This is a genomic window from Pseudomonas sp. dw_612 (assembly GCF_018449725.1).
In the GTDB taxonomy this organism is placed as follows: Bacteria; Pseudomonadota; Gammaproteobacteria; order Pseudomonadales; family Pseudomonadaceae; genus Aquipseudomonas.
Window position 1 is genome coordinate 164776 of sequence record NZ_JAAVVC010000007.1, and the last position, 26718, is coordinate 191493.

Annotated in this window: 20 protein-coding genes; 7 read left to right on the plus strand and 13 right to left on the minus strand. The window is 59.7% G+C overall.

Features of this window, described 5'->3' with window-relative positions; genetic code table 11:
• Positions 1 to 464: 464 nt before the first annotated feature.
• Together HB680_RS13665 and HB680_RS13670 are read left to right on the plus strand one after the other, a co-directional pair.
• Positions 465 to 1949 carry an NCS1 family nucleobase:cation symporter-1 gene (locus HB680_RS13665; RefSeq protein WP_213939154.1) on the plus strand — a complete coding sequence of 495 codons (1485 nt, stop codon included), beginning with the start codon at positions 465 to 467 and terminating at the stop codon, positions 1947 to 1949.
• 141 nt (positions 1950 to 2090) lie between these two features.
• A complete protein-coding gene (locus HB680_RS13670) occupies positions 2091 to 3374 on the plus strand; it encodes a Zn-dependent hydrolase (RefSeq protein ID WP_213939155.1) in 1284 nt (427 codons plus the stop codon).
• Between the two features lie 43 nt (positions 3375 to 3417).
• Here the strand turns inward: HB680_RS13670 and HB680_RS13675 are convergent, their stop codons facing one another.
• Both HB680_RS13675 and HB680_RS13680 read right to left on the minus strand, forming a co-directional pair.
• Positions 3418 to 4836, minus strand: coding sequence for an alkaline phosphatase D family protein (locus HB680_RS13675; RefSeq protein ID WP_213939156.1), 1419 nt, complete (start codon positions 4834 to 4836; stop codon positions 3418 to 3420).
• A gap of 471 nt (positions 4837 to 5307) precedes the next feature.
• Positions 5308 to 6210 (minus strand): NmrA/HSCARG family protein, encoded by a 903-nt coding sequence (locus HB680_RS13680; protein WP_213939157.1) that lies wholly within the window; start codon positions 6208 to 6210, stop codon positions 5308 to 5310.
• Positions 6211 to 6358: 148 nt separating this feature from the next.
• Between HB680_RS13680 and HB680_RS13685 the strand changes: the two genes are divergently transcribed.
• The 4 genes from HB680_RS13685 to HB680_RS13700 all read left to right on the plus strand — a co-directional run bounded on the left by HB680_RS13685 (position 6359) and on the right by HB680_RS13700 (position 10597).
• Complete coding sequence (locus HB680_RS13685; protein WP_213939158.1) at positions 6359 to 7258, plus strand: LysR family transcriptional regulator; 900 nt, start codon at positions 6359 to 6361, stop codon at positions 7256 to 7258.
• 258 nt (positions 7259 to 7516) lie between these two features.
• Positions 7517 to 9013: a helix-turn-helix transcriptional regulator gene (locus tag HB680_RS13690; RefSeq protein ID WP_213939159.1), complete on the plus strand. Its 1497-nt coding sequence runs from the start codon at positions 7517 to 7519 to the stop codon at positions 9011 to 9013.
• A gap of 193 nt (positions 9014 to 9206) precedes the next feature.
• Entirely contained in the window at positions 9207 to 9455 is a 249-nt protein-coding gene (locus tag HB680_RS13695) for a DUF1652 domain-containing protein (protein ID WP_213939160.1), read from the plus strand.
• 545 nt (positions 9456 to 10000) lie between these two features.
• Positions 10001 to 10597, plus strand: coding sequence for a trimeric intracellular cation channel family protein (locus HB680_RS13700; protein WP_346657389.1), 597 nt, complete (start codon positions 10001 to 10003; stop codon positions 10595 to 10597).
• On the opposite strand, the gene HB680_RS13705 is transcribed toward HB680_RS13700, so the two are convergent.
• From HB680_RS13705 to HB680_RS13715, 3 genes are all read right to left on the minus strand, one after another.
• A complete protein-coding gene (locus HB680_RS13705; RefSeq protein WP_213939161.1) occupies positions 10594 to 11709 on the minus strand; it encodes a Gfo/Idh/MocA family oxidoreductase in 1116 nt (371 codons plus the stop codon). The genes HB680_RS13700 and HB680_RS13705 overlap by 4 nt on opposite strands.
• A gap of 499 nt (positions 11710 to 12208) precedes the next feature.
• Positions 12209 to 12976, minus strand: coding sequence for an SDR family oxidoreductase (locus tag HB680_RS13710; protein ID WP_213939162.1), 768 nt, complete (start codon positions 12974 to 12976; stop codon positions 12209 to 12211).
• A 38-nt stretch (positions 12977 to 13014) separates the two neighbouring features.
• The gene (locus tag HB680_RS13715; protein WP_213939163.1) at positions 13015 to 14082 is read right to left on the minus strand and encodes a phosphotransferase family protein; all 1068 of its coding nucleotides are present in this window, start codon (positions 14080 to 14082) and stop codon (positions 13015 to 13017) included.
• Positions 14083 to 14270: 188 nt separating this feature from the next.
• On the opposite strand from HB680_RS13715, the gene HB680_RS13720 reads away from it, so the two are divergent.
• The gene (locus HB680_RS13720; protein WP_054047418.1) at positions 14271 to 14663 is read left to right on the plus strand and encodes a DUF4280 domain-containing protein; all 393 of its coding nucleotides are present in this window, start codon (positions 14271 to 14273) and stop codon (positions 14661 to 14663) included.
• Positions 14664 to 14829: 166 nt separating this feature from the next.
• Here HB680_RS13720 and HB680_RS13725 read toward each other — a convergent pair whose 3' ends face one another.
• From HB680_RS13725 to tssE, 8 genes are all read right to left on the minus strand, one after another.
• A complete protein-coding gene (locus HB680_RS13725; RefSeq protein WP_213939164.1) occupies positions 14830 to 15372 on the minus strand; it encodes a toxin-antitoxin system YwqK family antitoxin in 543 nt (180 codons plus the stop codon).
• A 14-nt stretch (positions 15373 to 15386) separates the two neighbouring features.
• On the minus strand, positions 15387 to 17396 hold the full coding sequence (gene tssI, locus HB680_RS13730; RefSeq protein WP_213939165.1) for a type VI secretion system tip protein VgrG: 2010 nt from the start codon (positions 17394 to 17396) through the stop codon (positions 15387 to 15389).
• A gap of 53 nt (positions 17397 to 17449) precedes the next feature.
• The gene (locus HB680_RS13735) at positions 17450 to 19180 is read right to left on the minus strand and encodes a hypothetical protein (protein ID WP_213939166.1); all 1731 of its coding nucleotides are present in this window, start codon (positions 19178 to 19180) and stop codon (positions 17450 to 17452) included.
• A gap of 191 nt (positions 19181 to 19371) precedes the next feature.
• A complete protein-coding gene (locus HB680_RS13740; RefSeq protein ID WP_213939167.1) occupies positions 19372 to 20919 on the minus strand; it encodes a hypothetical protein in 1548 nt (515 codons plus the stop codon).
• Positions 20920 to 20947: 28 nt separating this feature from the next.
• Complete coding sequence (gene tssH, locus HB680_RS13745; RefSeq protein WP_213939168.1) at positions 20948 to 23491, minus strand: type VI secretion system ATPase TssH; 2544 nt, start codon at positions 23489 to 23491, stop codon at positions 20948 to 20950.
• Between the two features lie 2 nt (positions 23492 to 23493).
• Positions 23494 to 24519 carry a type VI secretion system baseplate subunit TssG gene (gene tssG, locus HB680_RS13750; protein ID WP_213939169.1) on the minus strand — a complete coding sequence of 342 codons (1026 nt, stop codon included), beginning with the start codon at positions 24517 to 24519 and terminating at the stop codon, positions 23494 to 23496.
• Complete coding sequence (gene tssF, locus HB680_RS13755; RefSeq protein WP_213939170.1) at positions 24483 to 26276, minus strand: type VI secretion system baseplate subunit TssF; 1794 nt, start codon at positions 26274 to 26276, stop codon at positions 24483 to 24485. Before tssF ends, tssG begins: the two co-directional genes overlap by 37 nt.
• Entirely contained in the window at positions 26260 to 26703 is a 444-nt protein-coding gene (gene tssE / locus HB680_RS13760; RefSeq protein ID WP_213939171.1) for a type VI secretion system baseplate subunit TssE, read from the minus strand. Before tssE ends, tssF begins: the two co-directional genes overlap by 17 nt.
• Positions 26704 to 26718: the final 15 nt, after the last annotated feature.

The following is a 26718-nucleotide window of genomic DNA, read 5'->3' on the forward strand; positions in this document are numbered from 1 at the left end:
AATAAGCTATTGATAAATAACGATTAAAAACTTAAATCACCAAAATGGTGAGGCTGATCACCATTTTGACGCACTTGACAGGATCGAAAAAAAGACCAGATTTCCTATGTGAAATCAGCCGCTTGAGGATGGTCTATGGTTGATGCGCAACTTTGAAAAAAAGATCCATGCACCACATTGAGTCCTGACTGTTCCGACAACTTGCTGCACATTCGGCCTGAGTGGCGTGGAAGTAACCCAGGACTCGAAAGTTAAATGAATAAAACTGATAAAAATCAGTTGGTTATAAAGTTTTTATGGTGCGGTACGAGAGGCAAGCGGGGACCCCGGCACGTTTATTGATGCCGCCGCTGTCACCTTGGCCGGTCCGTAAAAGTTGTCAGTTCCTCCGGCCATCGTCGGCTCGCGCCCTCAAGCGTCAGCCCCTGATGAGCAAAAATAATTCAAAGAACAATGGAGTGGCCATGCAACAGATCAGATCGCAAGTGACCGAGCGCGACGGCTTGTTTGAGCTCGAAGCCGGCACCGACGTCCTCGACAGTCCCCGTTACAACCACGACATGGCACCGACCAAGGTGCACGAACGAACCTGGAACAAATGGCACATCACCGCGCTGTGGATCGGCATGTCGATCTGCGTGCCGACTTACACCCTCGGCGGCGTGCTCACCGCCTATTTCGGCCTGAGCGTCGGCGAAGCACTGCTGGCGATTCTGTTTGCCAACCTCATCGTGCTGATCCCGCTGACCCTCAACGCCTTCGCCGGCACCAAGTACGGCATTCCATTTCCGGTGCTGCTGCGTTCGTCCTTCGGCATTCTCGGTTCCAACGTGCCGTGCCTGATTCGGGCGCTGGTGGCGTGCGGCTGGTTCGGCATTCAGACGATGTTCGGCGGCCTGGCGATTCACTTGTTTCTGGGCTCGGTTTTCGAAGGCTGGAAGTCCCTCGGCGGCACCGGTGAAGTGATCGGCTTCATGGTGTTCTGGGCGCTGAACCTGTGGGTTGTACTGCGCGGGGCCGAGTCGATCAAATGGCTGGAAACCCTGTCTGCACCGCTGCTGGTGGCGGTTGGCATCGGCCTGCTGGTGTGGGCGATGCCTAATGTGTCGATGACCGAGCTGCTGGCGATTCCACCGAAACGCCCTGAAGGCGCGAGCGTGGTCAGTTACTTCGCCGCCGGGCTGACGGCGATGGTCGGCTTCTGGGCCACGCTGTCCCTGAACATCCCGGACTTCAGCCGCTATGCCAAAAGCCAGAAGGACCAGATTGTCGGGCAGATTATTGGCCTGCCGCTGACCATGTTCCTGTTCGCCGCCCTCGGTGTGGTGATGACCGCCGCGTCGGTGAAACTGGTGGGCGTCACCGTCTCCGACCCGGTCAGCCTGATCGGGCATATCCAGAGCCCGGTCTGGGTCGCGGTGGCCATGGCGCTGATCATCATCGCCACGCTCTCGACCAACACCGCCGCCAACATCGTCTCGCCGACCAACGACTTTCAGAACATTGCGCCCAAAGTGATTAACCGCACCAAAGCGGTGATGCTGACTGGTGTGGTCGGGCTGTTGCTGATGGGCCATGAATTGCTGAAAAAACTCGGCTTGATCGTCTCTGACGTGAGCCTGGAAACCGTCTATTCCAACTGGTTGCTGGGTTACTCCAGCCTGCTCGGGCCCATTGCCGGGATCATGGTGGTGGACTATTTCCTGATCAAGAAACAGCAGCTCGACCTGGCCGGGCTCTATCGCGATGACGTGTACCCGGCGTGGAACTGGTTCGGGTTTATCGCGTTCGGCGTGCCGGTGGTGCTGACGTTGCTGTCGCTGGGCAGCGATGCGTTTAGCTGGTTTTACAGCTATGGCTGGTTTACCGGCTCGGCGCTGGGTGGGGTGATTTATTACGGGTTGTGTTCGATGCGCTCGAGCCCATCCATCGCGAAATCTCCGGTGTAGCGGATGGCCTCTTCGCGAGCAAGCCCGCTCCCACATTTGAAATGCATTCCCCTGTGGGAGCGGGCTTGCTCGCGAAGGCGGCATAACAAACGCCAAAGAAATGCCTGAAGAAACTCATAAGAACAGCCTGAGGAGATCCCCATGAACGCTGCCGTAGACGTTCTGCAATCCACGCATCAGCACATCAACCGCGACCGCTTGTGGCAGTCGCTCATGGAACTGGCCAAGCTCGGCGCCACGGTCAAGGGCGGGGTCTGTCGCCTGGCCCTGACCGACCTCGATCGCCAGGCCCGGGACATTTTCGTCAACTGGTGCGAAGAGGCGGGTTGCACCGTTACCGTCGACGGCATCGGCAACATCTTCGCCCGCCGTCCCGGCCGCAATCCCGACCTGCCACCGGTCATGACCGGCAGCCACATCGACACCCAGCCCACCGGCGGCAAGTTCGACGGCTGCTTCGGCGTACTCGCCGGCGTCGAAGTGCTGCGCACCCTCAATGACCTCGGCGTGGAAACCGAAGCGCCGCTGGAAGTGGTGGTCTGGACCAACGAAGAAGGCTCACGCTTTCCACCGTGCATGATGGGCTCCGGCGTGTTCGCGGAAAAATTCACCCTCGAAGAAACCCTGGCCAAGGTCGATGTTGATGGCGTCTCGGTTGGCGATGCGCTGAACGCCATCGGCTACGCCGGGCCACGCAAGGTCAGCGGGCATGCGGTCGGCGCCTATTTCGAAGCCCACATCGAACAAGGCCCGATCCTCGAAGACGAGCACAAGACCATCGGCGTGGTCATGGGCGCCCTCGGCCAGAAATGGTTCGACCTGAAACTGCGCGGCGTCGAAGCCCACGCCGGCCCGACCCCGATGCACCTGCGCAAGGACGCCCTGGTCGGCGCCGCCGTCATCGTCGGCGCGGTCAACCGCGCCGCCCTCGGCCATCAACCCCACGCCTGCGGCACCGTCGGCTGCCTGCAAGCCTACCCCGGCTCGCGCAACGTCATCCCCGGCGAAGTGCGCATGACCCTCGACTTCCGGCATCTGGAACCGGCACGCCTGGACTCGATGATCGCCGAAGTGCGCCAAGTCATCGAAACCACCTGCGAAGAACACGGCCTGACCTACGAACTGACCCCGACCGCCGACTTCCCGCCGCTGTACTTCGACAAAGGTTGCGTCGAAGCGGTGCGCGGTGCCGCCCAAGGGCTGGGCTTGTCCCACATGGACATCGTCAGCGGAGCAGGGCACGACGCAATCTTCCTCGCGGAACTCGGCCCGGCCGGGATGATTTTCGTGCCGTGCGAAGGCGGGATCAGCCACAACGAAATCGAAAACGCCGCGCCGGATGACCTGGCGGCCGGGTGTGCGGTGTTGTTGCGGGCGATGTTGGCGGCGTCGAAGGCGATTTCGGATGGAAAACTGGCGGCTTGAAACAGAAGCGGTGCCTGGCTAGCCAGGCACCGTGTCGCGCTACTTAGAATTTATAAAAACCAGGGTAGTCATCAGGTGATTGGCCTTTGCGATCAAAGATTCGCGCTTGGGCGATCTTGCCTTTTTTGGACGCGTCCACGGTGACCGTCATAAAGCTTTCCTCGCCGATGAAGGCTTCGCCTTCGTAACGGTATTCCACGCGATCACGTTCTCGCCGCGTGGCGTCGCTCCACTGCATGAACTCAAGGGTTCTACCTCCGAAGAAGTTGCTCTTGTTTTCATGGGGATAGGGCCAGTAAAAAGGCGAAGCCACCAGCGAAGTCAGACCAAAATCCGCATCTTGATAGCAGCTCATGCCTGCAAAACAGCTGTTGTGCACATCGCCCGAAAGCACCACGACGTTCTTGATTTTTTCAACCCTGATGAACTCCAGGATGATGCTTCGCTCCTCGGGGAACCCCGCCCATTTATCGCCTCCCGATTTGGGATCGGGAAAGAAGGGTACGCTCGATACGACAAAGATCATTGGCGCGTTGCGGTTTTCGCTGAGCCACGTCAAAAACGCATTCAGTTGCTCACGCCCCAGGATTGTCGGGCTCTCGATGCTCGTCGGTTTGCTGATTCGCAGGGTGCGAGTATCCATCACAAAGAAGGGAAAGGCGCCTTTTTTGAAGGTGTACCAATACTGACCTTTCGGTGTGGCTGGATTGTGCAGGTGCTGGTAAGACTCGTAACCCCGCATGGCGCTGACGTAAAAGCCTTTGCCCACATCGTCGAGCTTTTCCCGAGACCAATCGTCTCTGATTTCATGATCGTCGAGGATCATGTAAGTGGGCACTTGGCTCATCAACTTCCGTATGTAGGGCAGCCCGAAGGCTTGTCGGTAAATGCCAAACATCTCGTCCAGCGTGCTGTATTGGCGCAAGACATTGAGGGGGTCGAGATACACCTGGTCACCGATCATCAGTGTCAGGTCAAAGGGTTTTTGCGCGTGCTTGTCCAGAATCGATCTGAAGGTCTTGTCACCTTTTTCGGCGTCGCTCTGGAATATATTGTCCCAATACAGATAACGACAGGAACCGAAGGCAAAATTCAGCTTTCCATCGTTACTTTGCCGGTCGGTGGTGAGCGTGCCAAGCACGGAATCCTCGGGTCTGTTCAGCGGTTTTTTCGGCGTGTCGTCCCGTATCAGGCGCACCACTTCAAGTTCATCGGCGATGTAGGCGGTGTTGCAGACCACTCGATAGGTCGTCCCGGCTTTAAGCCCGACGACGTCAATTGCGCCGGTAAAGTCGTAATAGTCGCGTAGAAAACATCGATAGGACGCTACCCAAGTCGCGTCTTTGTAGACGTCGACCAAGCCTATGCAAAAGTGTGAGTCTTCATTCGACTCGCCGCGGATCCAGATTTTGGCGGAGACGTCTGTGGTGTGGCCAATAATTGGCCCGAGTGTGATAGCCATATCCCTGCTCCAGTGAGTATTGGTTTGCTCATCTGCTCCATAGGCTCAGGCGAAGAACGGTGATTCTCCTGAAACGGCCCCATGGCTGGAGCCATGAAAAACCACTTTCAGAGTGGGGATTCGAACTCCATGCAAGCCAGTGTAGACAGAAATTTGGCTGTGCTTGCCAAGGCTGCGCGGCTGTCAAAATTTCTTGTCCATTAGTCCGATAGGGTACGAGGTGTATCGGGGGGGCACGCGATGAGGCCATCACCTTCAGCAACTCTGTTTGCTGATCGACCGCTTCGCGAGCAGGCAGTGTTCCCAATCAGGGCCAAGGCATTCCGGCCGCACGATCCCCCCCCCGCGGTCCTAATCTTCACGGGGCGGCGCGTCACAGCGCCGGCGTACTTTTTTGCTCGTTCCCACAGAGCGTGGGAACGATCATCCGCCGACACCGGCCAAGTAGATCCAATGTGGGAGCGGGTGTTTTCAGGCAGATGCCGCCATCACAAAGTTCGCCCGGGCCCACGTGGCAAAATTCGTTGGCTGCCGACCGGCGACCCTGTTGGCCAGTGCAATGGCATCGCGCGAATCCGTGCCGAGGTAGGTGTGGGCTTCGAAGTAGGCGAGCATTTGCGCGACTTCCTTGGCGCCCGGGAACCAGTCGGCAAACACCTCGGACGGGACTTGTTTGAACGAGAGGGTGTGGCCCTGGCCATTCAACGTGTCGATCACCTCGTTGAAGCTCAGAAAGTCGCCCACCAGCGGCAGATGCTCACCGTGCCCGGCGAGTTCCGGCTGCTTGAACGCGCCGACCACGACTTGGCCGAGCTCGCTGATATCGCCCATGTGAATCACGCGTTTGCTCGGATCAAGCGGCATCGCCCAGCCCATGCCCCCATCCGCTTGCTGCGGGGCCATGACTCCGAGCAGATTCTGGTAGAAGAACGGTGCGATCACGAACGTGTGGTGCGCGAATCCCGCTTCTTTCACGACGTGGTCGATGGTCGCTTTGTCGGTGAAGTGAGGGACATCAAGCTTGCCGTGGCTGATCTCTTCCACGTTCGGCAACGTCGACCAAATGAAGTGCTGGACGCCGGCCTCTTTCGCCGCCTGGATGGCCGCGAGTGCCTGCTCGTGCTCGTCCGAGCCCGGTTCCCAGAAATTGGTCACTAGAAAAACCCCGTGTGCGCCGGCAAACGCGGCTTTCAGGGTTTCGGGACGATTCAAGTCCGCCAGCACGACTTCCTCAGCCAACTGCACATGGCTGGCCGGATTGCGGGTCAACGCGCGAACCTTGAATTGACCATCCGCCTGCAACGCGCGCACAACGGCGCCACCCTGATGACCGGTTGCGCCGACGACGGCGATGAGTTTTTTGCTGGTTGTCATGTTCGTTCTCCAATAATGGTTTCGGTGCGATGCGGCCCTGGAACTCTTGTGGCCAAGCGCGTTAGCTCAAGAGTAGGTTTTGGTCGATTGGTTGACTAGACGATAGAATTGGATTGCACTCGTCCATCTAAAACAGGAATCGCCGGCCATGCTCGACCTCAATGACATCGCCATGTTTGTGCAAGTGGTACGCAGCGGCAGCTTTGCAGAGGCGGCGCGGCGCCTGGGTTTGCCGCCCAATACCGTGAGCCGCCGTGTGCAGCAACTCGAAGCGCATCTCGGCACACGGCTGCTGCAGCGCTCCACCCGCAAACTCACGCTCACCAGTGCCGGCCAAAGCTTTCATGAGCGTTGCACCGGCGCGGTCGACGGCTTGCTCGAGGCCGGACAGGAATTGATGACGGGCAGTAGCGAACCCAGTGGTCTTGTGCGCGTGGCGGCGCCGGCTGACTTTTTCGACCTGTTCCCGATGGAGTGGGTGGCCGAGTTTCTGGCCGCACACCCACGGGTGCGACTCGACTTTGTGCTCAGCGATGGGAAGGCTGACTTGATTGCAGAACAGATAGACGTTGCCTTTCGCGGCGGGCCCATGCGCGATTCAGGTTACGTCGGCCGGCGGATCGTCGACCCCCGCAGCGACGGGTTGGTGGCAAGCCCCGCTTACATCGCCACACACGGCGCACCCGGTACATTGCAGGGTCTGGTGAACCACGACTGCGTGATTTCGGCGCACCCCAGCGGCCACGCCACCTGGCGTTTGGTCGGCCCCAATGGCGAGGAAGAAGTGCAAGTCGCCGGGCGCTTCAGCGGCAATACCGCCCAGGCGCTACGCAAGGCCACCGTGGCCGGACTCGGCATCGCGCTGCTACCGCCGGCGATGGCCACGCTCGATATTCAGGCGGGCGTCCTCGTCCCGGTGTTGCCTGAATACCGGCGCACCGGCTATGGACTGAGCGTGCTGTATCCGAGCCGCCGGCACCTGCCGCTCGCGGTCTCGGCGTTCATCGGGATGGTGACCACGAAGATGAATACGGCAGACGTGTCGTAGATGCATCAGCCTGTGCGGCGTTGATCACCCACGTAATGGGCTGCACACGCCCCTTGTGGGAGCGGGCTTGCTCGCGAAGAGGCCCGCACATGCAACACCTTTGCTGAATGACACGCTGCCTTCGCGAGCAAGCCCGCTCCCACAAGGGGACAGTGCTCACAATGCCAGAAGCTGTTCGGCTGCACGATTGCTACCCCCCGCGGTCGTAATCTTCACAGGGCGGCGCGTAACAGCGCCGCCGCACTTTGTGGAGATCCAATGAGCCAGGACGTCCTGACCACCGAAACCAATCGTCGTCAGTTGCAGCAGATCATCGCCGGTTTATCCGACGGGGTGATTTTGCTGGAGCTTGACCAGACCATTCTCTGGGCCAATGACGCCGCGTTGGCGATGCACGGGGTCAATCAACTCGACGAGTTGGGCGCCAATGCCGAGGAATACGCTCAACGCTTCGCCTTGCGCTATCGCAACAATCACCCGGTGCCGGCGGACAATTACCCGATCAACCGCATCGCCCGGGGCGAGATTTTCAGTGATGTGCTGGTGGAAGTGATGCCGGCCGACGACGAAGACCGCATGCGTGTCCACAGTGTGCGCAGCATGGAATTGGCTGACAGCGCCGGTAAGGCGGAATCCCTGGTGCTGATCATGAACGACGTCACCGAATGGGCCAGCGCCGAGCAGCGTTTCGAAAAGACGTTCAACGCCAACCCGGCCCCGGCGGTGATCTGCCGTCTCAGCGATTTGCGCTACATCAAGGTCAATCAGGGCTTCCAGGAAATGACCGGCTACAGCCGTGATCAGGTGATCGGTGTATCGATCTATGAACTGGACATTCTGGAAAACGCGGAAAAGAAAGAGCTGGCGATTGAGCGTTTGCGCGAGCACTCGACCATTCCGCAAATGCAGGCCGAGCTGAAATTGCCGGACGGCGGCAGTAAGCAAGTGATCGTCGCCGGGCAACCCCTGGAGCTCAACGAAGAGGACTGCATGCTGTTTTCCTTCGTCGATATGGAACCGCGGCACAAGGTCGAACTCGCCCTGCGCCAGAGCGAGGAGCGTTTCGCCAAGGCTTTTCGCCTGACGCCAGTGCCGACGCTGGTGTGCAGCGCCGAAAACCAGTTGGTGATCGATGTTAACGAAGCCTTCCTGGAAACCCTCGCTTACCCCAGCGAAGAGGTGCTCGGCAAAACCGTGACGGAAATCGACTTTATCGACGATAAAAACACCCGCACGCGACTGTTTGCCGCCCTGGAGAAGGCCAGCAGCCTGGATCGCGTCGATGTGCGGGTGCGCAAGAAGGGCGCTGAGTTGATTGAGTGCGCCGTGTCGGCGGACACCGTGATCATTCAGGACAGCCCCTGCTACTTGCTGGTGTTTATGGACATCACCGAACGCAAACGCACTGAGCTGGAATTGGTGGCGGCGATTGAAGAGGTGATGAAGGACGCGTCCTGGTTTAGCCGTACCCTGATCGAAAAACTCGCCAACGTGAAGAGCGTCAATTCGCCGAAGCTGCCCAGTGTGTCGTTCACCGACCTCACGGCCCGGGAGCGCGATGTGCTCGGCCTGATCTGCGAGGGCCTGGCCGACAAAGAAATTGCCGCACGCCTGAAACTGGCGCCGAACACGGTGCGCAATCACGTTTCCACGGTGTATTCAAAGTTGAATGTACACAGTCGCAGCGAGGCAATCGTCTGGGCGCGGGAGCGCGGTTTATTCTCCAGCGAGTGGCGACCGAAGGGGCAGCGATAAGGTGCAAATGCACTATGGGTTGGGGTGCAAATGAATGTATTGGCCGGGTGCGCCAGTTCGTAGTCTGGAAAGGTGCGAGAGAGGTTTTCGGACCGCATCGCGTCCCCTTCGAAACAGCTAAAGGAACAGTCACATGGATCACGAACAGTTCATCGGTGTGTTCGATTTTGCAGTGTGGGTCGGGTAAATCGGGATGATTTATTTAGCGCAGTTGCGTGCTCAACTGGAGCGCAGTTTTTCGCCGTTGGCTTGTGATTGCACGCTCACGGGCGACAACTCCTTGACCGTGAAGCTCTATCACCCTGCGTCGGGCCAGGTGGACCTGGTGGTCAGCGGTTTGAGTGTGGTCAACCTCCGGACCCCGGAAGCGGTGGTGGCGTTGATTGAAGAGCTGCGGTATGAGCTTGAGAGCAATGGGCTGCATCGGCCCGAAACCTCATAAGTTTTAAAACTGTGGGAGCGGGCTTGCTCGCGAATGCGGTGTGTCATTCAGCAATAATGTAGTCGACTGATACACCGCATTCGCGAGCAAGCCCGCTCCCACAGTGGATTTAAGGTGTTCTCGCCATTTGTGATCGATTTACTCTCCCGTTTCAGTTTGTTTACTGGCATTGGCCGGCGGCTGGGCTATAAGAAATGCGTGGTACTTAATTTTCTGTGACCGGTCCGCGGCTGCGCGGTGTTTTTTCGTGTCGCGGAAACACGTCGATTCGCCACCGCAGGTCAGCCTATGAACAGTCTTGGGAAACGCCGTTTTACACCACTGTCGCTCGCATTCTGCGCGTTGATTTTAAGTGGTTGTGCCAGTCCTCCGCCTCCGCCCCCCGTTACACCGCCGCCACCGCCTGAACGCACCTGTGAAACCCTGGATAAAACCGATGTGATGGGTGATGCGCGCATGGACGAGCAGGTGACTCGAACCACCACGACCACCCGTTGCGTGACTCAGTAAGTCCGTTGAAGCCTCGCGTTGAAAGGATTGTGCTGGTGGCCGACCTGGTCGGCACGGCGGTGTTCGCCATTGAAGGCGCGATCAGTGCCATGCGCAGCAACCTCGACTTGCTCGGGGTGATGGTGATTTCCTTCATTGTCGCCCTGGGCGGCGGTGTGACCCGGGACCTGCTGATCGGCGCGACACCGCCCAATGCCGTGGCCGACTGGCGTTACCCGGCCCTGGCCTTTTTCATGGGCGGCGTCGCGTTTGTGTTTCATGAACAGGTGTTGGGCTGGTCCGGTTCGACGTTGATTGTGCTGGATGCTGCGGGGCTGGCGTTGTTCGCGGTCGCCGGGGCGCAGAAAGCGTTGAATTTCGGCATCTCGCCGTTTGTGGCGACGCTCATGGGCACCATCACCGGGGTCGGTGGCGGCGTGCTGCGGGACATCGTGCTGGCCCGGGTGCCGGTGGTGTTGCAGGAAGACCTGTATGCGAGTTCGGCTTTTGTCGGCGCGGCGGTCCTGATCGTCGGGCGACGATGCGGGGTGCCGCCCGTGGCCGCCGCGCTGTTGGCCGGCGCGGCGTGCCTGATGTTGCGGTTATTGTCGGTGAGTTATGGCTGGCAGTTGCCGAAGGTCATCGGCGGTTAAACCTCTTCAATCCTGACCCAGCGCGACTCGTTGGCGGCCAGGCGTATCGCCGTCGCCAGCCGTTCGACTTCCCACGCCTGATCGAAATCCGTGCCCCCTTGACTGAGCCCGGCCAGCGCCATCACCAGGTCATGCACTTCCAGGGTCTTGAGTTCGTTGTAACCCAGTTGATGCCCGGCCGCCGGGCTGAACGCTGCGTAACCCGGCAGATTCGGCCCAGCGAGTAGACGCTGGAAGCCTTCCTGACCGGCACGGAACAGACGCAGTTCATTCAAGCGTTCCTGATCGAAGGCGAGGGTGCCTTGGGTGCCGCTGATTTCGAAACTCAGGTGGTTTTTGTAGCCGTGCTTGAGCCAACTGCTGCTGAACGTGCCCCGGGCGCCATTGGCGAACCGCAACAGCGCATGGACCTGATCGTCCACCGCAATCGTGCGCTGTTCCTGGCTGCCGGCCGTGGCGGGGCGTTGCGCGTGCACGGTCTGGGTGTCGGCGCACACCGCTTCAACATCGCCCATCAGATAACGCGCCATCGCCAGCAAGTGACTGCCCAGGTCCGCCAGCGCACCACCGGCATGCGCGGCGTCGCAACGCCAGGACCACGGCGACGCGGCATCGGCCATGAAGTCTTCGCTGAATTCGCCCTGGAAACTGATGAGGTCACCCAGTTCGCCGTTCTGAATCAGCTCCCGGGCCAGGCCTATCATCGGGTTGTGCTGATAGTTGTAACCGACCCGCGTCACCACGCCCGCCGCCTTCGCTGCCAGGCGCATGGCGTTGGCCTGTTCGAGGCTCACTGCCAACGGCTTTTCGCAATACACCGGTTTGCCGGCGGCGAGGGCGGCCATCGCCATGGGGTAGTGCAGGTGGTTGGGCGTGGTGATGGCGATCAGGTTGACCTTCGGGTCGTCGATCAATTGTTGCCAGTCGCTGTGGGCGCTGTCGAAGCCCCAGGCCTCGGCACACTGCCGGGCGCGCTGCGGATCGGCGTCGGCCAGAGCGGCGAATTTGAGTTTCAAGGGCAATTCAAAGACCGCGCTGACGTTACGAAACGCCAAGGCGTGGGCACGGCCCATGAAACCTGTGCCGATAAGTCCGATACCGAGTTCGCGCATAGCCGGGGTCCTTTTGGATTTTTGTTTTCAGGAGGGCTATTTATGGAATAAATATTCTCAATATGCAATATATGGAATAAATATTCACTTCGCGATGAAACCCCTGTAGGAGCTGCCGAAGGCTGCGATCTTTTGATCTTGATTGTTGGCGATCTTGAACGCGCCAAAGTCAAAAGATCGCAGCCTTCGGCAGCTCCTACAGGGGGATTGCGTTCTGGCAGGCAATAAAAAGGCAGCCATGAGGCTAATGCCCAGTCAGTTAAGAGAATTTCAGACGAAACACGCACTGCGTAGCAGTTGACGAGCAACGCGAGGCAACGTTCGGCTGCGAAGCAGTCGTGAACCCTGAGTACACGTACTCTCTGAACCACCGCGCTGCCCGATTTCACGCCTGCTGCGCAGCCGAACGCAGGCTTCGCCAGCTGCTACAGGTTGAGTGACGGCTTAACTGATCGGCATTAGCCCTGAGGCTGCCTTTTTTGTGTTTCGGCGAATCGAATCAGGACAGAAACCCCCCATCCACATTCAACGAAACCCCAGTGGTATAGCTCGATGCATCGCTGGCGAGATAAAGCACCGCCCCCGCCATCTCACTCGGATCCGCCACTCGCTTGAGCGGAATCTGCGCCAGGGCCGTCTTCAGAATCGCATCATTCTTCACCAGCGCCGACGCAAACTTGGTGTCCGTCAGGCCCGGCAGCAACGCGTTGCAGCGGATGCCAAACTGCGCGCATTCCTTGGCGAAGACTTTGGTCATGTTGATCACCGCCGCTTTGGTCACCGAGTAGATGCCCTGGAAGATCCCCGGCGAGATGCCGTTGATCGACGCCACGTTGATGATGCTGCCGCCGCCGTTGTCACGCATCAGTTTGCCGGCTTCCACGGACATGAAGAAGTAGCCACGGATGTTCACGTCGACGGTTTTCTGGAAGGCGCTGAGGTCGGTGTCGAGCACGTTGCAGAACTGCGGGTTGGTCGCGGCGTTGTTGACCAGAATGTCCAGGCGCCCGAACTGTTCGCGGATGGCGGCGAAGACTTGGGTGATCTGTTCCATTTCGCCGATGTGGCAGGCGATGGCGGTGGCTTTGCCGCCGGCGGCGATGATCGCATCGGCCACGTGTTGGCAGCCGTCGAGTTTGCGGCTCGACACGATCACATGGGCACCTTGCTGGGCCAGCAGTTTGGCGATGGCTTCACCGATGCCACGGCTGGCGCCGGAGACGAAAGCGATCTTGCCGTCGAGGTCGAACAACTGAGTCTTGGACATGGGATTCTCTTATAAAAAGTCTTATTAGAAGGCCTGGATCAGAGGCTCGATTTCTGGATGACCTGCAAGCTCATCTGCTCCAGCAGTTTGTTCATGTGAATGAACTGCGCGAAGCGTTTGTCCTGGGTCTGACCATGGAAGAAACGGTAGTAAATCTGCTGCACGATGCCGGCCAGGCGGAACAGGCCATAGGTGTAGTAGAAGTCGAAATTGTCGATCTGGATGCCTGAGCGTTCGGCGTAGTAATCGACGAATTCGCGGCGGGTCAGCATGCCCGGCGCGTGGCTTGGCTGGCGGCGCATCAGTTGCACCGGCGCCGGGTCACCGGCCTCGATCCAGTAGGCGAGGGTGTTGCCCAAATCCATCAACGGGTCGCCGAGGGTGGTCAGTTCCCAGTCGAGCACGCCGATAATGTCCATCGGGTTGTTCGGGTCCAGGATCACGTTGTCGAAGCGGTAATCGTTGTGGACGATGCTCGACGTCGGGTGGTCGGCCGGCATCTTGTCGTTGAGCCAGGCCTTGACCGCTTCCCACTGCGGCGCGTCGGGGGTCAGGGCTTTCTCGTAGCGTTCGCTCCAGCCTTTGATCTGCCGTGCGACGTAGCCTTCAGGTTTGCCGAGATCGCCCAGGCCACAGGCGTTGTAGTCGACCCGATGCAGTTCCACGAACCGGTCGATGAAGCTTTTACACAGCGCTTCGGTCTTGGCCGAATCCAGGCCCAGCTCCGGCGGCAATTCCGAGCGCAGGATGATGCCGCTGACTCGCTCCATCACATAGAACTCGGCGCCGATCACCGATTCGTCGGTGCAGTGCACGTAGGCCTTGGGGCAGTACGGAAAGCCGTCCTTGAGCTGATTGAGAATACGGAATTCGCGGCCCATGTCGTGGGCGGACTTGGCCTTGTGGCCGAACGGCGGGCGGCGCAGGACGAATTCCTGTTCGGGGTATTCCAGCAAATAGGTCAGGTTCGACGCGCCGCCGGGAAACTGGCTGATCTGCGGCAAGCCGCTCAAGCCCGGAATATGCGCCTTGAGGTACGGATCGATCAGGCTGGCATCGAGTTCTTCGCCGGAGCGGATACGGGTGGACTGGTCAGTAAGCGCCATGCTTATCCCTTCTGCTTATTTTGGAGGCCAGACATCATTGGCTAATCTAATGGTGAGACGGGCGTGCCACAAGCGCGGCTCGGTCTTATAGGTTAGCGTGTTGCAGGATAATCAGCGTTCCTGATGCGAGAACCGGCGCGGCGGTCTATGGTTCTGGGGATGCAATGCTTCCAGGAAGGAGGTTTGAAATGGGCTGTCCGCAAGTGTGTGCCACCGCAACCCTGCAATGCAGCTTCGGCGCGGCGCCGGCCGTGCTCAACGTGCTGCCGGTGAACCGAACCCTGACCGGCGGCATGCCGGCGGCCAACATCATGGACCACATCCCGTTGGTCAATGTCATGCCCTTCGGCGTGTGCATGAGCATGGCCAACCCGATGGTCGCGGCCGCCACCGCGGCGGCACTGGGCGTGCTGACCCCAATGCCGTGCATTCCGGCCACCGCCTCGCCGTGGCTGCCCGGCGCGCCAACGGTGCTGCTGGGCAACATGCCCGCGCTGGACGCCAACAGTATCCTGATGTGCAACTGGGCGGGGGTGATCAAAATCGCCATGCCGGGGCAGATGCAGATGCTTATACCCTGACACCAAACCCTGTGGGAGCGGGCTTGCTCGCGAAGGCGGTGTGTCAGGCGACATTGATATTGAATGTGCCGGCCTCTTCGCGAGCAAGCCCGCTCCCACATTGGATTGCGCTCCCCTGTAGGAGCGAGGCTTGCCCGCGAAGAGGCCCTAACTACCAACACAAAATTCAAACCTGCTCAGGATCCGTCCACCGCCGAACCCACCAACGCACCCGGGAAATCGGCTTGCCCTCGGCATCCAGCGGCCGCCCGTCGCTGGCAAAACCCTGCTGCGGCTCGACCAATTGCCCATTGAGATACCGCGCGTCCACCGCCGGTTTGCCGTTGGGATGAAAGCGCTGATAACGCCCCTCACGCACACCGTCGCGGTAGAACTCGGCCTCGGCCAATTGTCCGTCAGGGAAGTAGTTATTCGCCTCGCCGTGCAACAACCCCCGGCGATAACTGGCCTTGCGCTGCAACCAACCCTCAGGCGCATAAAAACTGGCGACGCCTTGCAATTTGTCCCGCACAAACGGCAGATGCGCCGAGACTTTGCCATTGGGGTGATACAGCAAACTGGTGCCCTGCAATTCACCCTGGCTGTAATTCAGATCCGCCTGGGGCCGCCCGGCTTCCTTGATATGCAACGGGCCTTCCAGGCGCTCATCGACCAGGCGCCCGTCCATGTGACTGTCACCACGGTCCAGATCCACTTTGCTGGATGACATCGTCGAAAACCTCCTCAGTTGACCTTCACCAGGCCGCCCTTGATGGTCAGCATGCCGCCGCCGTCCACGGTCTGCTCGGCGCCACCCTTGTTCATCAGGCTGACCCCGGCGTCGTTGGTCAACGTGGTGCCGGCCTTGTTGGTCAGCTCGGTTCCAGCCGTATTGCTCAACGCCGTCCCGGCCTTCTGACTGACCGACGTACTGGCCTCGGCCGCCAGGTCCGCGCCGCTCTTGATGCTGAAACTGCCGCCGCTTTGCAGGGTCAGGGTGCCGCTCACTTTGATCGTCAGGTTGCCGTCCACCGTCAGGCTGTAATTGCCGGTGACCTTGTGCTCGTAGTTGCCGCCCGTGCTGTGGGTCTGGTCGGCGCCGACCGTCACCGTGCGGCTGTCCTTCACGTCGAGCGTGTCGCTGCCGGTCTGGATCGTCACGCTGCGTTTGCCTTTCTCCAACGTTACCGTCTCATCGCCATCCTTCACCGTGCGCGTGCGCGCGTTCTGCACGGTCAGGGTTTCGTCGTGGCCGACCGTGGCGGTGGTGTCGTTGAGCACGTTTATCCTGAAATCCTTCTGCGCCTGCAAAAACACTTCTTCGGCATCCTTCTTGTCCTCAAAGCGCAACTCATTGAACCCGCCACCACCCTTGGACGATTGGGTCTTGATCCCGGACTGGGTCTGATTCGCCGGCAGCGCATAGGGCAGGGCGTTGTCGCCGTTGTAGACGCAACCGGTCACCAGCGGTCGATCGGGATCGCCATCGATAAAGGTCACGATCACTTCCTGGCCGATGCGCGGGATGAACTGCATGCCGAAACCCTTGCCGCTCCAGGGCAGCACCACCCGCACCCAACAGGAACTGGTTTCGTCGTTCTTGCCGTCGCGGTCCCAGGGGAATTGCACCTTGATCCGGCCGTATTCATCGGTCCAGATTTCTTCGCCGGCCTTGCCGACCACGATGGCGGTTTGCGTGTGCATCCGTGGTTTGGGCGTGGTCCGCGCCGGGCGGAACGGCGTGGCTTTGGGGATCGCTTCGAAGCGATTGCGATAATCCTCATGACTGGCTTCATGAGTAACCGCCGTCACCACCCAATCGATATTCAGACTCGCATCATCATGCCCAGCGAGGGTGAACCAATGCCCCGGCACCAGCCAGCGGCAGTCGCTTTCACCGACAAAACGCTTCTCCTGACTGCGCAACCCGTCGACCCGCTGCTTGGTCAACGCATCGCCCCGGGCCTTGGCGTTGTAACCGCCGGGATGCTCATAGATTGAACGCGGTCCTGCCACCGCTTCCGCTTGGCCATAGAGGGAAGTGGTCGGCGTGGTGAACTCGTAATCCGTCGCCCGATACACCCCCGCGACAGCTTGCAGGCACACCTGGCCGGAGCGGATGCCATGCAGTTCGCGCTCGCCCAACTGTTGGCCGAGATAGGTGACGGTCGGCCCATTGGGAATCTGCGCAAACGCATCGTTGCTATCGCCCAGCACCAGCGTGTGCGTGCCGGCCTCGTGAGTAAAAAACCAGAAAATCCCTTCCTCTTCCAGCAGTCGCGAGACGAAGGCGAAATCGGTTTCGCCGTACTGCACGCAGTATTCGCGCGGGGTGTAACTGCCGGTGAGGGACAGCTTGAAATCAGTGAAGCCGTGGGCCTTGAAAATCGTAGTGACGATGTCCGAGGTCGCGAGGTTCTGAAACACACGGTTGTTGCTGGCGAGGGTGAGCCACCAGAGCCACGGTCTTAATACAAGCTGATAGCGTTCGGCAGTGGCGTCAGCGGGGAGTTGGCGAATTTCGGCAACCAGCGCATCGAAGGGGCGCAGCAGGGCGTCGTTGTGCAGGGTGGTGGTGACGTGGGTGGCGACGGCGGAGGTCAGGGTGAGGGAAGTGCCATCGTTGAGGCCGTTGAGGATTTGCGAGCCGAGTGAGTTGAGCGCTTCCTCGCCAAACAGTGATTCAGGGTAAAGCGCCGACAGCGAAGTGGCGGTGAGGGAGAGACTGGAGTTGCTGTCGATACTTCTAGCCATAACACATCCTTGAACAACGGGTAATAAATCTGTCCTCCATGTGCTTTAACCCGTCAGCACTCTATCCCGTGCATTTTCCAGAAGGCTGCACATTCTCCGGGCGTCGTTATATTTTCGACACAGATGCCCAAGTATTTGTCAGGGCCCCAAAGTTTGTCGTATACCAACCGAGTCCCCTCTATATTTATGTGTGGGTTTAACTTGGTAAGGGCCCGGGTATAACGCTCGGCGGTAGAAATGACGAAGTGTACTTGCGGGTCACTTAAGCCCAGTGCATTGCCAGGTCGTGTACGTAGGTGCACGAGCAATGCCACCGCAAAGTTTGCAGGAAATGGCTGGAGGTCTGTGGTTTGCGCTATATAGGCTGCCAGTTGTGTGCGGTTGCTGGTATTGAAGTTTATGTCCCATTCGAAATCTATGTCATGCAGGCGGTCATGACCCGCGTCTGGATTGGGTGAGCCTTTAGGGAGCTTGCCAGTGCTGGTCGTTAGGTCCGGTGTTGAATGCATGACGAGACGTCTTTGTGGCGCAACGGTGACCGGCATATATTCATTGAGTGCCTCAATACTCGCCATGACCATGGCAATGCCTTCCGTGGGGCGGGCTGCGGCCGGAAGTGTGTTGCTGATGTCTTTATAGCTGGCCAGTTTTACACCTCTGGTATTGTTTTCGATCTGTCTGTCCGGATCACCTTGCAACCACAGTGTGTCCTTGCCGAATCCGGCTTCACTGCTCATTGCCGATCCGACAATAATCAGTGAGCGGTTTTCAGTACCGATGGCCAGTAATGAAGGTTTGGCACTGATTGCCAGGTTCTTGTCGTAATAGGCAACCAGGTCGGCGTGAATTCCAGGGTCGAGAATTGTTTTTATACCTTTGGTCAGGTGGTCGGCTCCCAGTGCATACACCAAGATGTCGACTACTTGTATTTCGACGTTTCCGTCTTTGTTTTTAAAAGCCAGTTTCAGCTTTCCTGTCTCTAAATCGCGTGTCACTTTCGTAAGCTTTAAAACACTTCTGACTTTCTCGAAGTCTTCTTCTATGGCGCTGTTTCTATTGCCGGCGGGAAAGGCTTCGGTAAAACGGGATCCCGCGTCCCATGCGCTCCCGCCGGTGCCGGGACGCGTGAACCATAAAAGAACATTCATTTCCCTCATCACGGCTAACTCTACTACCCATGCGGCTGTCGCCGAACCACCGTAAACGGCGACAGTGGCCCCGGCCATAACGGCGGCGTCAGGCATCTTCCAGCCGGGGTCCATGAACTCATTGCCCCCGACGATCGAGCCTTTGAATGCCTCGATATCAACCTCGGCGGGCTTGTTTTCCTCTTCCATCAGCGCACGCGCGGAGCCGGGACCCATTGCAATAATTACTTTCTCACAGGTAATCCGTCCACCCACGCTGCCGGTCAGTTTAAGAGAATAACCGGTCCCGGTTTTACTGATGTTGGTGACATAAGAAAGGGGGATCTGGGCATAGCAATGTTGTCTTAAGTAGTACTTTAATACGGTCGAGAAAAGCCCGGCCTTCATGAAGTCGGCCCCAGGTACCGGCTGGCTGGAAAATCCACGGTCTGCGCGGCCATGGCCTAGAAGGTTGCCTGAAAGTAATTGCTGTGGTTGTCCCATGTTATGGCCCGGTGACATGTTTTGCCACAGGTCCGGACCCCCCATCAAATAGATATCGCCCAGTGTTTTATTAGTGGACTTTAAGTACTGCTGGATCGTATTGAGATAAGCGACCGCCGAAATACCGGCTCCAATGACGATTGTATCGGGCATGATTCACATCCTTGATGTGTTGGGGAGCTTTCGGGTTGGTTTGCCTTTTGAGTTGTGTTTTTGGGACCCACCAACACCCACTCTGCCAACTTTCCCGGTATTTGAATCATCAATACATTTCAACATTCCTTGCACTGCGAAACGGGACTGGCTTATTGGCCGTCCCGTTTCCGTCTCTGTGCTTGTTTCACTTATTGCTGCGTGTTTTTGGATTCGGCCGCTTTAGCCTGTTTCCACATCGGAATGGCTTTAAACGCGGTGACCATGTCGTAATCCAGTGCAACCGGAGCCTGGCCTTCATCGGTATTCGGTCCCATCGGTGTCTTGCCGTCGCGGCTTTGAAACCAGTTCATCCAGAGTTTCGATCCCGGCGTGGCCATGACCAGAGCGGCGTCGGGGTCACTGCTCGAAAGAGGCGGGTCAATGGTTTGCGGTGGCTGACTGGAGGTCGGCAGCAAAAAGGAGGTCATTGGATACTGGGCGCTGCTGTGGCAACCCAGGCATCCCGCGTTGGCCAGGCCGGCTGGGTAATAGTGCGAACCTGTCCAGGCCGGAGCGACGACAGCCCCATCGTTGGGGCCTGACAGCCTGCCGTCCCAACCCAGCGTGGATTTCGAGTAGAGCGGCGCCTTCGGGTTGACCCAGTTTTCGGTGAGCTTTGGATTGATGGTGACGGGCGGGGTCAGCGCTGTCGGATTGGTGTTGATGACGTCCGGGTTACCGCCCCAGGTCGCTCCTAATGGAATCATCTTGTCCCAGGCGTCCTTGCCGGGGGCATTCTTGTCGTAGACCAGAGTCGAGAATACCCAACCGGTTTGCGGGGAAGCGACGCTGTCCTTGACGATGATGTCGAACTGCATCAGCGATACATTGGTCATGGCCGGTTGGGCTGTAGTGCCCTTGAAGTTTTCGCCGACACATTTTGTCTTGTTGAGTGCACTGCCATTGCTGGTGTTCACCGGTGCGTAGATTTGCCATTGGGCGGCCTTCTCCATGGGGGCCCAATCGCTGCCGCAGGCACTGACCATGGCAAATTTTACGATGACACTGCCTTCCGCATATTGGGTAGTGGCGGTATCCAGTACTGGATTCATCGCACGCTCAGGTGTTTTTCCCCAGATATCGCCGAGGGTTTTCGCCGCTCGGGTGTCATAAAGAGTCAGGACATAAGTCGTTACGGGCAATGTCTGACCGGTCAAGGTGCCAGCGGGGAAGCCTGAACCTACATACACGCCACGAATCGGCTCGCGTTCGATGCCGAGCCAGATGGAGTCGTACCAACCGCTGTTCTTGTAATTCCAGTTGGCATAGTCAAAGACGATTTTTTTCATGTCGGGAGAGACGTAGTCTTTGAGTGCCTGTACATAGGCGTTAGCGTTGGCCTGAGTGATCTTGCCGTTAGCCGTCACCTTGCTCCATGGATAAGACGTGCCAGCAGGCAGCTCGGTGGGATAGTCATGGCTAAGGGTGAACAACGGCCCCTTGTAATCTGCCGGTGGGGAAAGTGCCGAGGCCAGGAATGGATCGATCTGGAGATTGGCATCACCGAGTTTGTCAGCGGTGGAGGTCAGGAAGGCCACCTTGCCCACCAGTTCACTTTCCGGTTGCCGGGTTTCAGCCTGTGCTGACAGAGGGGCCAAAACAGCGACTGCCAACAGACTCATCGGGTATTTCAAGCTTTTTTTCATGACATTATCCTTGTCAGTTATGGAAGAACGACTTCCATTTATCACGGTCATTTGGTGGACTTTCAGCGATTGACAGGCGTTACTCCAACACCCACTCCGCCAACTTCCCTGTCACCTGCGTCATCAACACATTCTCGACATCCCTTGCACCCGCCGCACTGCACTTGGCCAACACCGCCTGCACAATCCCGGCATCAAACTCAAACTGCTTGCCGGTCGCGGCTTTGTACCGACCGCGCAATTTCTCAAGCTTGGCCAACACAATCCCTTCCAGCGTCGCCTCATCCAGCGGCCGATACGCGACCACCGTCATCCGGGCCAGAAACGCTGGCCTGAATGCTTGCAGCAACACCTTATGCAGCGCTTCGTTAAACGCATCGGTGCCGAGTTGCGCCACCGGCGTATCCAGCAACAACTCCGCCCCGACATTACTGGTGGCCAACATCACCGTGTTTTTGAAATCCACCACTAACCCGGTTCCGTCCTCCATCACGCCCTTATCGAACACGTTGTAAAACGCCTCCAACACATCCGGATGCGCTTTCTCGATTTCATCCAGCAACACCACCGAATAGGGCTTGCGCCGCACGGCTTCCGTCAGCACACCACCACTGCCATAACCGACATAGCCGGGCGGGGCGCCTTTGAGTTGGCTGACGGTGTGGGCTTCCTGGTATTCGGAGAGGTTGATGCTGATCAGGTTGCGTTCGCCGCCGTACAACGCGTCGGCCAAGGCATACGCGGTTTCGGTTTTACCCACGCCGGTGGGGCCGACCAGCAGGAACACGCCGACCGGTTTTTGCGGGTCGGTGAGGCCGGCGCGGTAGGCTTGCAAGCGCTGGGCGATGGTGCCGAGGGCGATGCTTTGGCCCATCACGCGTTGGCCCATGCGTTGGCCGAGGGTGCGCACGGCGTGGGCTTCGTCGGCGAGCATTTTGCCGACCGGGATGCCGGTCCAGCCGGCGATCACGGCGGCGACGGTTTTGGTGTCGACCTGTTCCGGCACCAGCGGATCGTCCTGGCGAATCGCGTCGAGCCCGGCTTCCAGGCGCACCAGTTCGGCGGCCAGGTGATCGATGCGGCTGTCGATGTTTTCGTCGGGTTTATCGCTGTCGGCGCGTTCGCTCAGGGCGAGCAGTTCGCGACGGGTTTCCAGCAGTTCGCGCACGGCGACCCGTTCTTCGTTCCAGCGGGTTTCCAGTTCGCGAATGGCCTGCACGTTGCTGATGGATTCGCTTTCCAGCAGGGTGATGCGTTCGCGGTGATCGAGCCCGGTGGCTTGTTCCCGGCGCAGGCGTTCGACTTCATCCTTGAGGCTATTCTGTCGATGCCGCAGGCTTTCCAGCGGTGGCGGCACGTCGTGTTGACCGAGGGCGACCCGGGCGCACGCGGTGTCGAGCACGCTGATGGCTTTGTCCGGCAGTTGTCGGCCGGAGATGTAGCGGTGGGACAGTTTCACCGCTTCATGAATCGCCGCGTCCAGCACCTGTACACCGTGATGTTGTTCGAGTTTCGCCGCGACGCCACGCAGCATTTCCACGGCGGTGATTTCGTCTGGCTCTTCGACTTGCACCAGTTGAAAACGCCTCGCCAATGCCGGGTCTTTCTCGAAGTATTTTTTGTACTCCAGCCACGTGGTGGCGGCCAGCGTTCGCAACTCGCCACGAGCGAGCGCCGGTTTCAGCAGGTTGGCCGCGTCGCTGCCACCTTCCGCGCCACCAGCACCGATCAGGGTGTGAGCTTCGTCGATGAACAAAATGATCGGTTTCTCGGCACTGCGCACCGCGTCGATCACACCTTTTAGGCGCTGCTCGAATTCGCCTTTGACCCCGGCACCGGCCTGCAACAACCCGAGGTCGAGCACCCGCAAACTGACTTCCTGCAACGACGGCGGTACATCCCCGGCGGCGATGCGCAGGGCCAGGCCTTCGACCACGGCAGTCTTGCCCACGCCGGGCGCGCCCACGAGGATCGGGTTGTTCTGCCGGCGCCGTAACAGGATGTCGATGCACTGACGAATCTCGCCATCGCGCCCGACGATGGGATCGATGCGCCCGGCATGGGCATCGGCGGTCAGGTCCTGGGTGTATTGATCGAGCACGGAATCCTGTTTGGGCGCTGATTGGCCCGGTGCCGAAGGACGCACGCCACCGACGTGTTCGCGGGAGCTTTCAGTCCATTCCAGCAGGTTGCTGCGCAGTGCCTCCCGGGGAATCTTCAACAACGATGAAGCGCTGTTGAGCAGCAAACTGCGGCGCTCATCGCGGTCGATCAACGCCAACAGCAGCAAGCCGGAACGAATGCTGTCCAGCCCCAATACGCTGGCCTGCACCACCGCGTCTTCCAGCAGCCCGGTGGTGTGGGTCGAGAGTGCCGGGGTGCGGGTGCTGCCGGATTTGAACAGGTCCAGTGCCTTGTTGATTTCGGCGGTCAGGGCATCGCGTTCCAGGCCGAAGCGCGGCAGCAGCCAGGCGAAGTCGCCGCCCTCGATGTCCAGCAACTCCAGCAGCAAGTGCTCGATTTCGACGTAATGATGACCCCGTTGCAGACAGCGTTGCGCGGCGCGTTCCAGGGCGCGACGGTTGTCCGGGTTGAGGCGCCCGATCAGGCTGGCCAGTTCCATGTTCAGGTGATCTCCAGCTGACGAAGGCGGGTTTCGATGCGTTGCACGGCGAGGCTGGTCTGACGTTGCAAGCCACCGTTCCAGCTCAGCAGCGGCGGCGTCTCGCGACCGAGTTTCATCGGGCCGGCGCCGCGCACCAGCAACACCAGGGTGCAATCCAGGTCCGGGCCAAAATAGAGCGCGCTGAGGCTGGCCAGGGCCGGGTGGGATTCGCCGTCCGGCAAGAACTTTGCGGCTTGGGCCGAGGACAGCGGGCCAAGGGTCAGGCGAAAACCTGCGTGTTCATCCCAGACCCGAGTGCCGGCCACCGCCGTACGCCCCAGTTGCAAGTTGCGGCCGCCCGGGATCATGCGGCTGCGACTGGCGGGCGGGATCTCGCGCCAGGCGCCTTCATAGGCGCTGAGTTCCACCGGCAGTTCGAAGTGCTCGCGCACCACGGCTGCGAAACCCGCGAGGGAGCGGCGGCCATCGGCAAACAACGCGCTGCAGGCCAACACCGCCGAGTCGGGCATGGCCCCGCGTTCCTGCAACGCTTTGGGCAACAACCCGGTCAACGCGCGCAATTGCGACTGGACCGGCGAGGCACCGGGGGCTGTGAACCCCACGGCAATCCGGTGTTTGCGCATCACCTTGTACAACAGGCTCAACAGACGATGCTGGAACAGGTCGAGGAATTCGGCCGGTGCGTGGTCCCTGGCCCGGGCCCGTTGTTGCAGCCATTCCTGATAGGCGTAGGGCAGGGGGCCGTCGGGGCCGCCGAGGCCGAACACTGGCGTGCTGAGGACCGGTTGTTCACCGGTTTGCTGAGTCAGGCTTTCGATTTCGCTGGCGGCGAACAGCGGCGTCAACGGCCCGCGCAGGCGAATGGCTTCGGCCTGGGGCGAGGTGCCGCTGCCCAGGGATTCGGCTTGCGGGTGTTCGCGTTCCAGCAGCAACAGTGCCTGCAACAGCTCAAACGCTTGTGGATCGCGGCGCAGCTTTTCACTCAGGTTCAGAGGGAAAGTGGCATGCCGGCTTGGGGTTGCCATGTTTTCACCTCCTTGTCTGACTGGACCAGGACCGTGCGCACAAAGCGATTGGCCGTGGCATACAACGAAAAGAATTGCGCCAGCACCGCCGAAAACAACACCGCGCTGCTGCCGACAAAATGCTGCGCATCGAGTTGTAACTGCACCTCCAACCCATTGCGCCAACCGCGCCAGGCGTCTTCGCCGACATGGCCGATCACGCGCTCACACGAAAGACCGAGCAAACCTTCGATCTGCCGCAAAGCGCTGGCCTCGTCCCGCAGGTTGTGCAGCTGGAGGATTTCCCTGAGGGCATCCAGCGCTTGGGGGCCTTCGACCAGCGACAGATGATTGAGGGTCAGTTGCGACACCAGCCGCCAGCGCGATTCGCCATCCAGTCGCGGCAGACTCTGCGGGCTCGGTGGGTTGCGCAGACGCGCCCACGCCACCGGCCCCGGTCGCTCAAACCCCAACGGCGTGCCGGCGGGGAGGCTCTGGGCCAGGTGTCGATTGGTGCACAGCAGTTCGGCGGTGAGGCTGTATTCGACCCTCTCCGAGAGGGGGTCGAGCCGGGTGTCCACCAGGCTCATCAACAGGTCGGTGCCGAGGCGATTCGGGGTCATGCCGCTGACCCGTCGCGCATGCCAGTAGCACTGTTTATCGCCGCCACCGTGCTGGCTGCCGTAATAGGCCGGCACCCGTTGCACGCCTTGGCGCGTGGTGGCGCGCACCGCGCGGATGCTGTGGATCTCGACGCTGTTTTCGCGGTGACTGTCGGCCACCAGTCGATACTCGCTGCGGGTGCCATCCGGGCGCAGGGGCTCGGAGGTGCGCGGGAACAGGTTGATCACCGGCGCGCAACCGAGGGCGATATCGCTGGCCTGAAGGTGCATGCGGCTGGTGGGCGGACGGTCGAAGACGATGTACACAAACAACGTCTGACTGTCGCTGCTGACGCCGGCCAATGGCAGGTCGAAGAAATTGAATTTGTCCGGGAAGGCAAAGTACTCGGCGAGCAGGCGCATGCCTGGGTGCACGCCGTCTTCGTCCGGCAGCAGCACTTCATCGCTGGCAAACCCGACAACCTGCGGCAGCCCCACCAAGGTTTTCGGCACGCTGCCCGCCGGGCCGGCCAGCACCTTTACGGCATGCGCGCCGAGCAGGTCATACAGGCACGCGTTGATCACCGGGGAGGCGGCCAGGTGGATGCGCAATTGCGCGATGTTCAGCTCCGACCACTGGTTTTCACCCAGGCAACGCAGACTCAGGCGCAACGCCGAGCGGGCCTGGGGTACGCCGGTCAGGGCCTGGGCTTCATCGCTGCCGAGCAGCAAGGCTTCGTTGATTTCCACCGGCCACAACTCAACGGCTGAGCTGGTGCGAAAGTGGATGCTTTCACCTTTGCTGGTGGTGACGAACAGCGGTGTGTCCCGGGGCAATGGGTAACCGCCGGCGAGGTTGCCTTTGCTCGGGTCCGGCTGGAATTGCACGATGGCGCAGGAAGGCAGCGGCCGCATGGCCAACGGGTAAAGTTGTTCCAGCAGGGCATCGCTGAATTCGGCGTAGTCGTCGTCGAGCCGTCGTTGCAGGCGCGCCGCCAGCAGTGCAAAGCCTTCCAGCAGCCGCTCGACATGCGGGTCCGGGCATTCGCCGGGGGACAGCTCCAGGCGTCGGGCAACCTTGGGGTAACGTTCGGCGAAAATGCTCCCGGCATGCCGCAGCCAGGTCAGTTCCCGTTGGTAGTAGTCGAGCAATTGCGGGTCAATCGAGTCGCTCATGACGCACCTCAAGGCCATCGCTGGCCTTCTCGATGACAAATGCCACGGGCCAGTGTTGCTGGCCGCTGCGCAACTCGCCCAGCAGGCGAATGCTCAGTTGCTGCGGGTGGCCGGGGACTGGATTGACTTGAACCTCGCCCAGTTGCAGGCGCGGTTCGAAATGGGTGATGGCCTCGCGTACGTCCCGCGCCAACTGACGACGGTCATCGCTGCGCTGCTGTTGCAGCGCGGTCCAGTCAGCGATGCCGTAGTCGAGAATGCTCGGTGGAGAGGTCAAGGCGCGGGGACCGCGCCGGGTGTTGAACAGGCGCAGCAATTCCGTTTGCACCGAGACGAGTAACCCCTGGCGATCGAACACTTGCACAGTGTCGGCCTCGCTGGAGGTGAGACGCTCGAACAATGGAGGAAGTATGCCGGTGCCTGCCATGGCCGACGCGTCCGC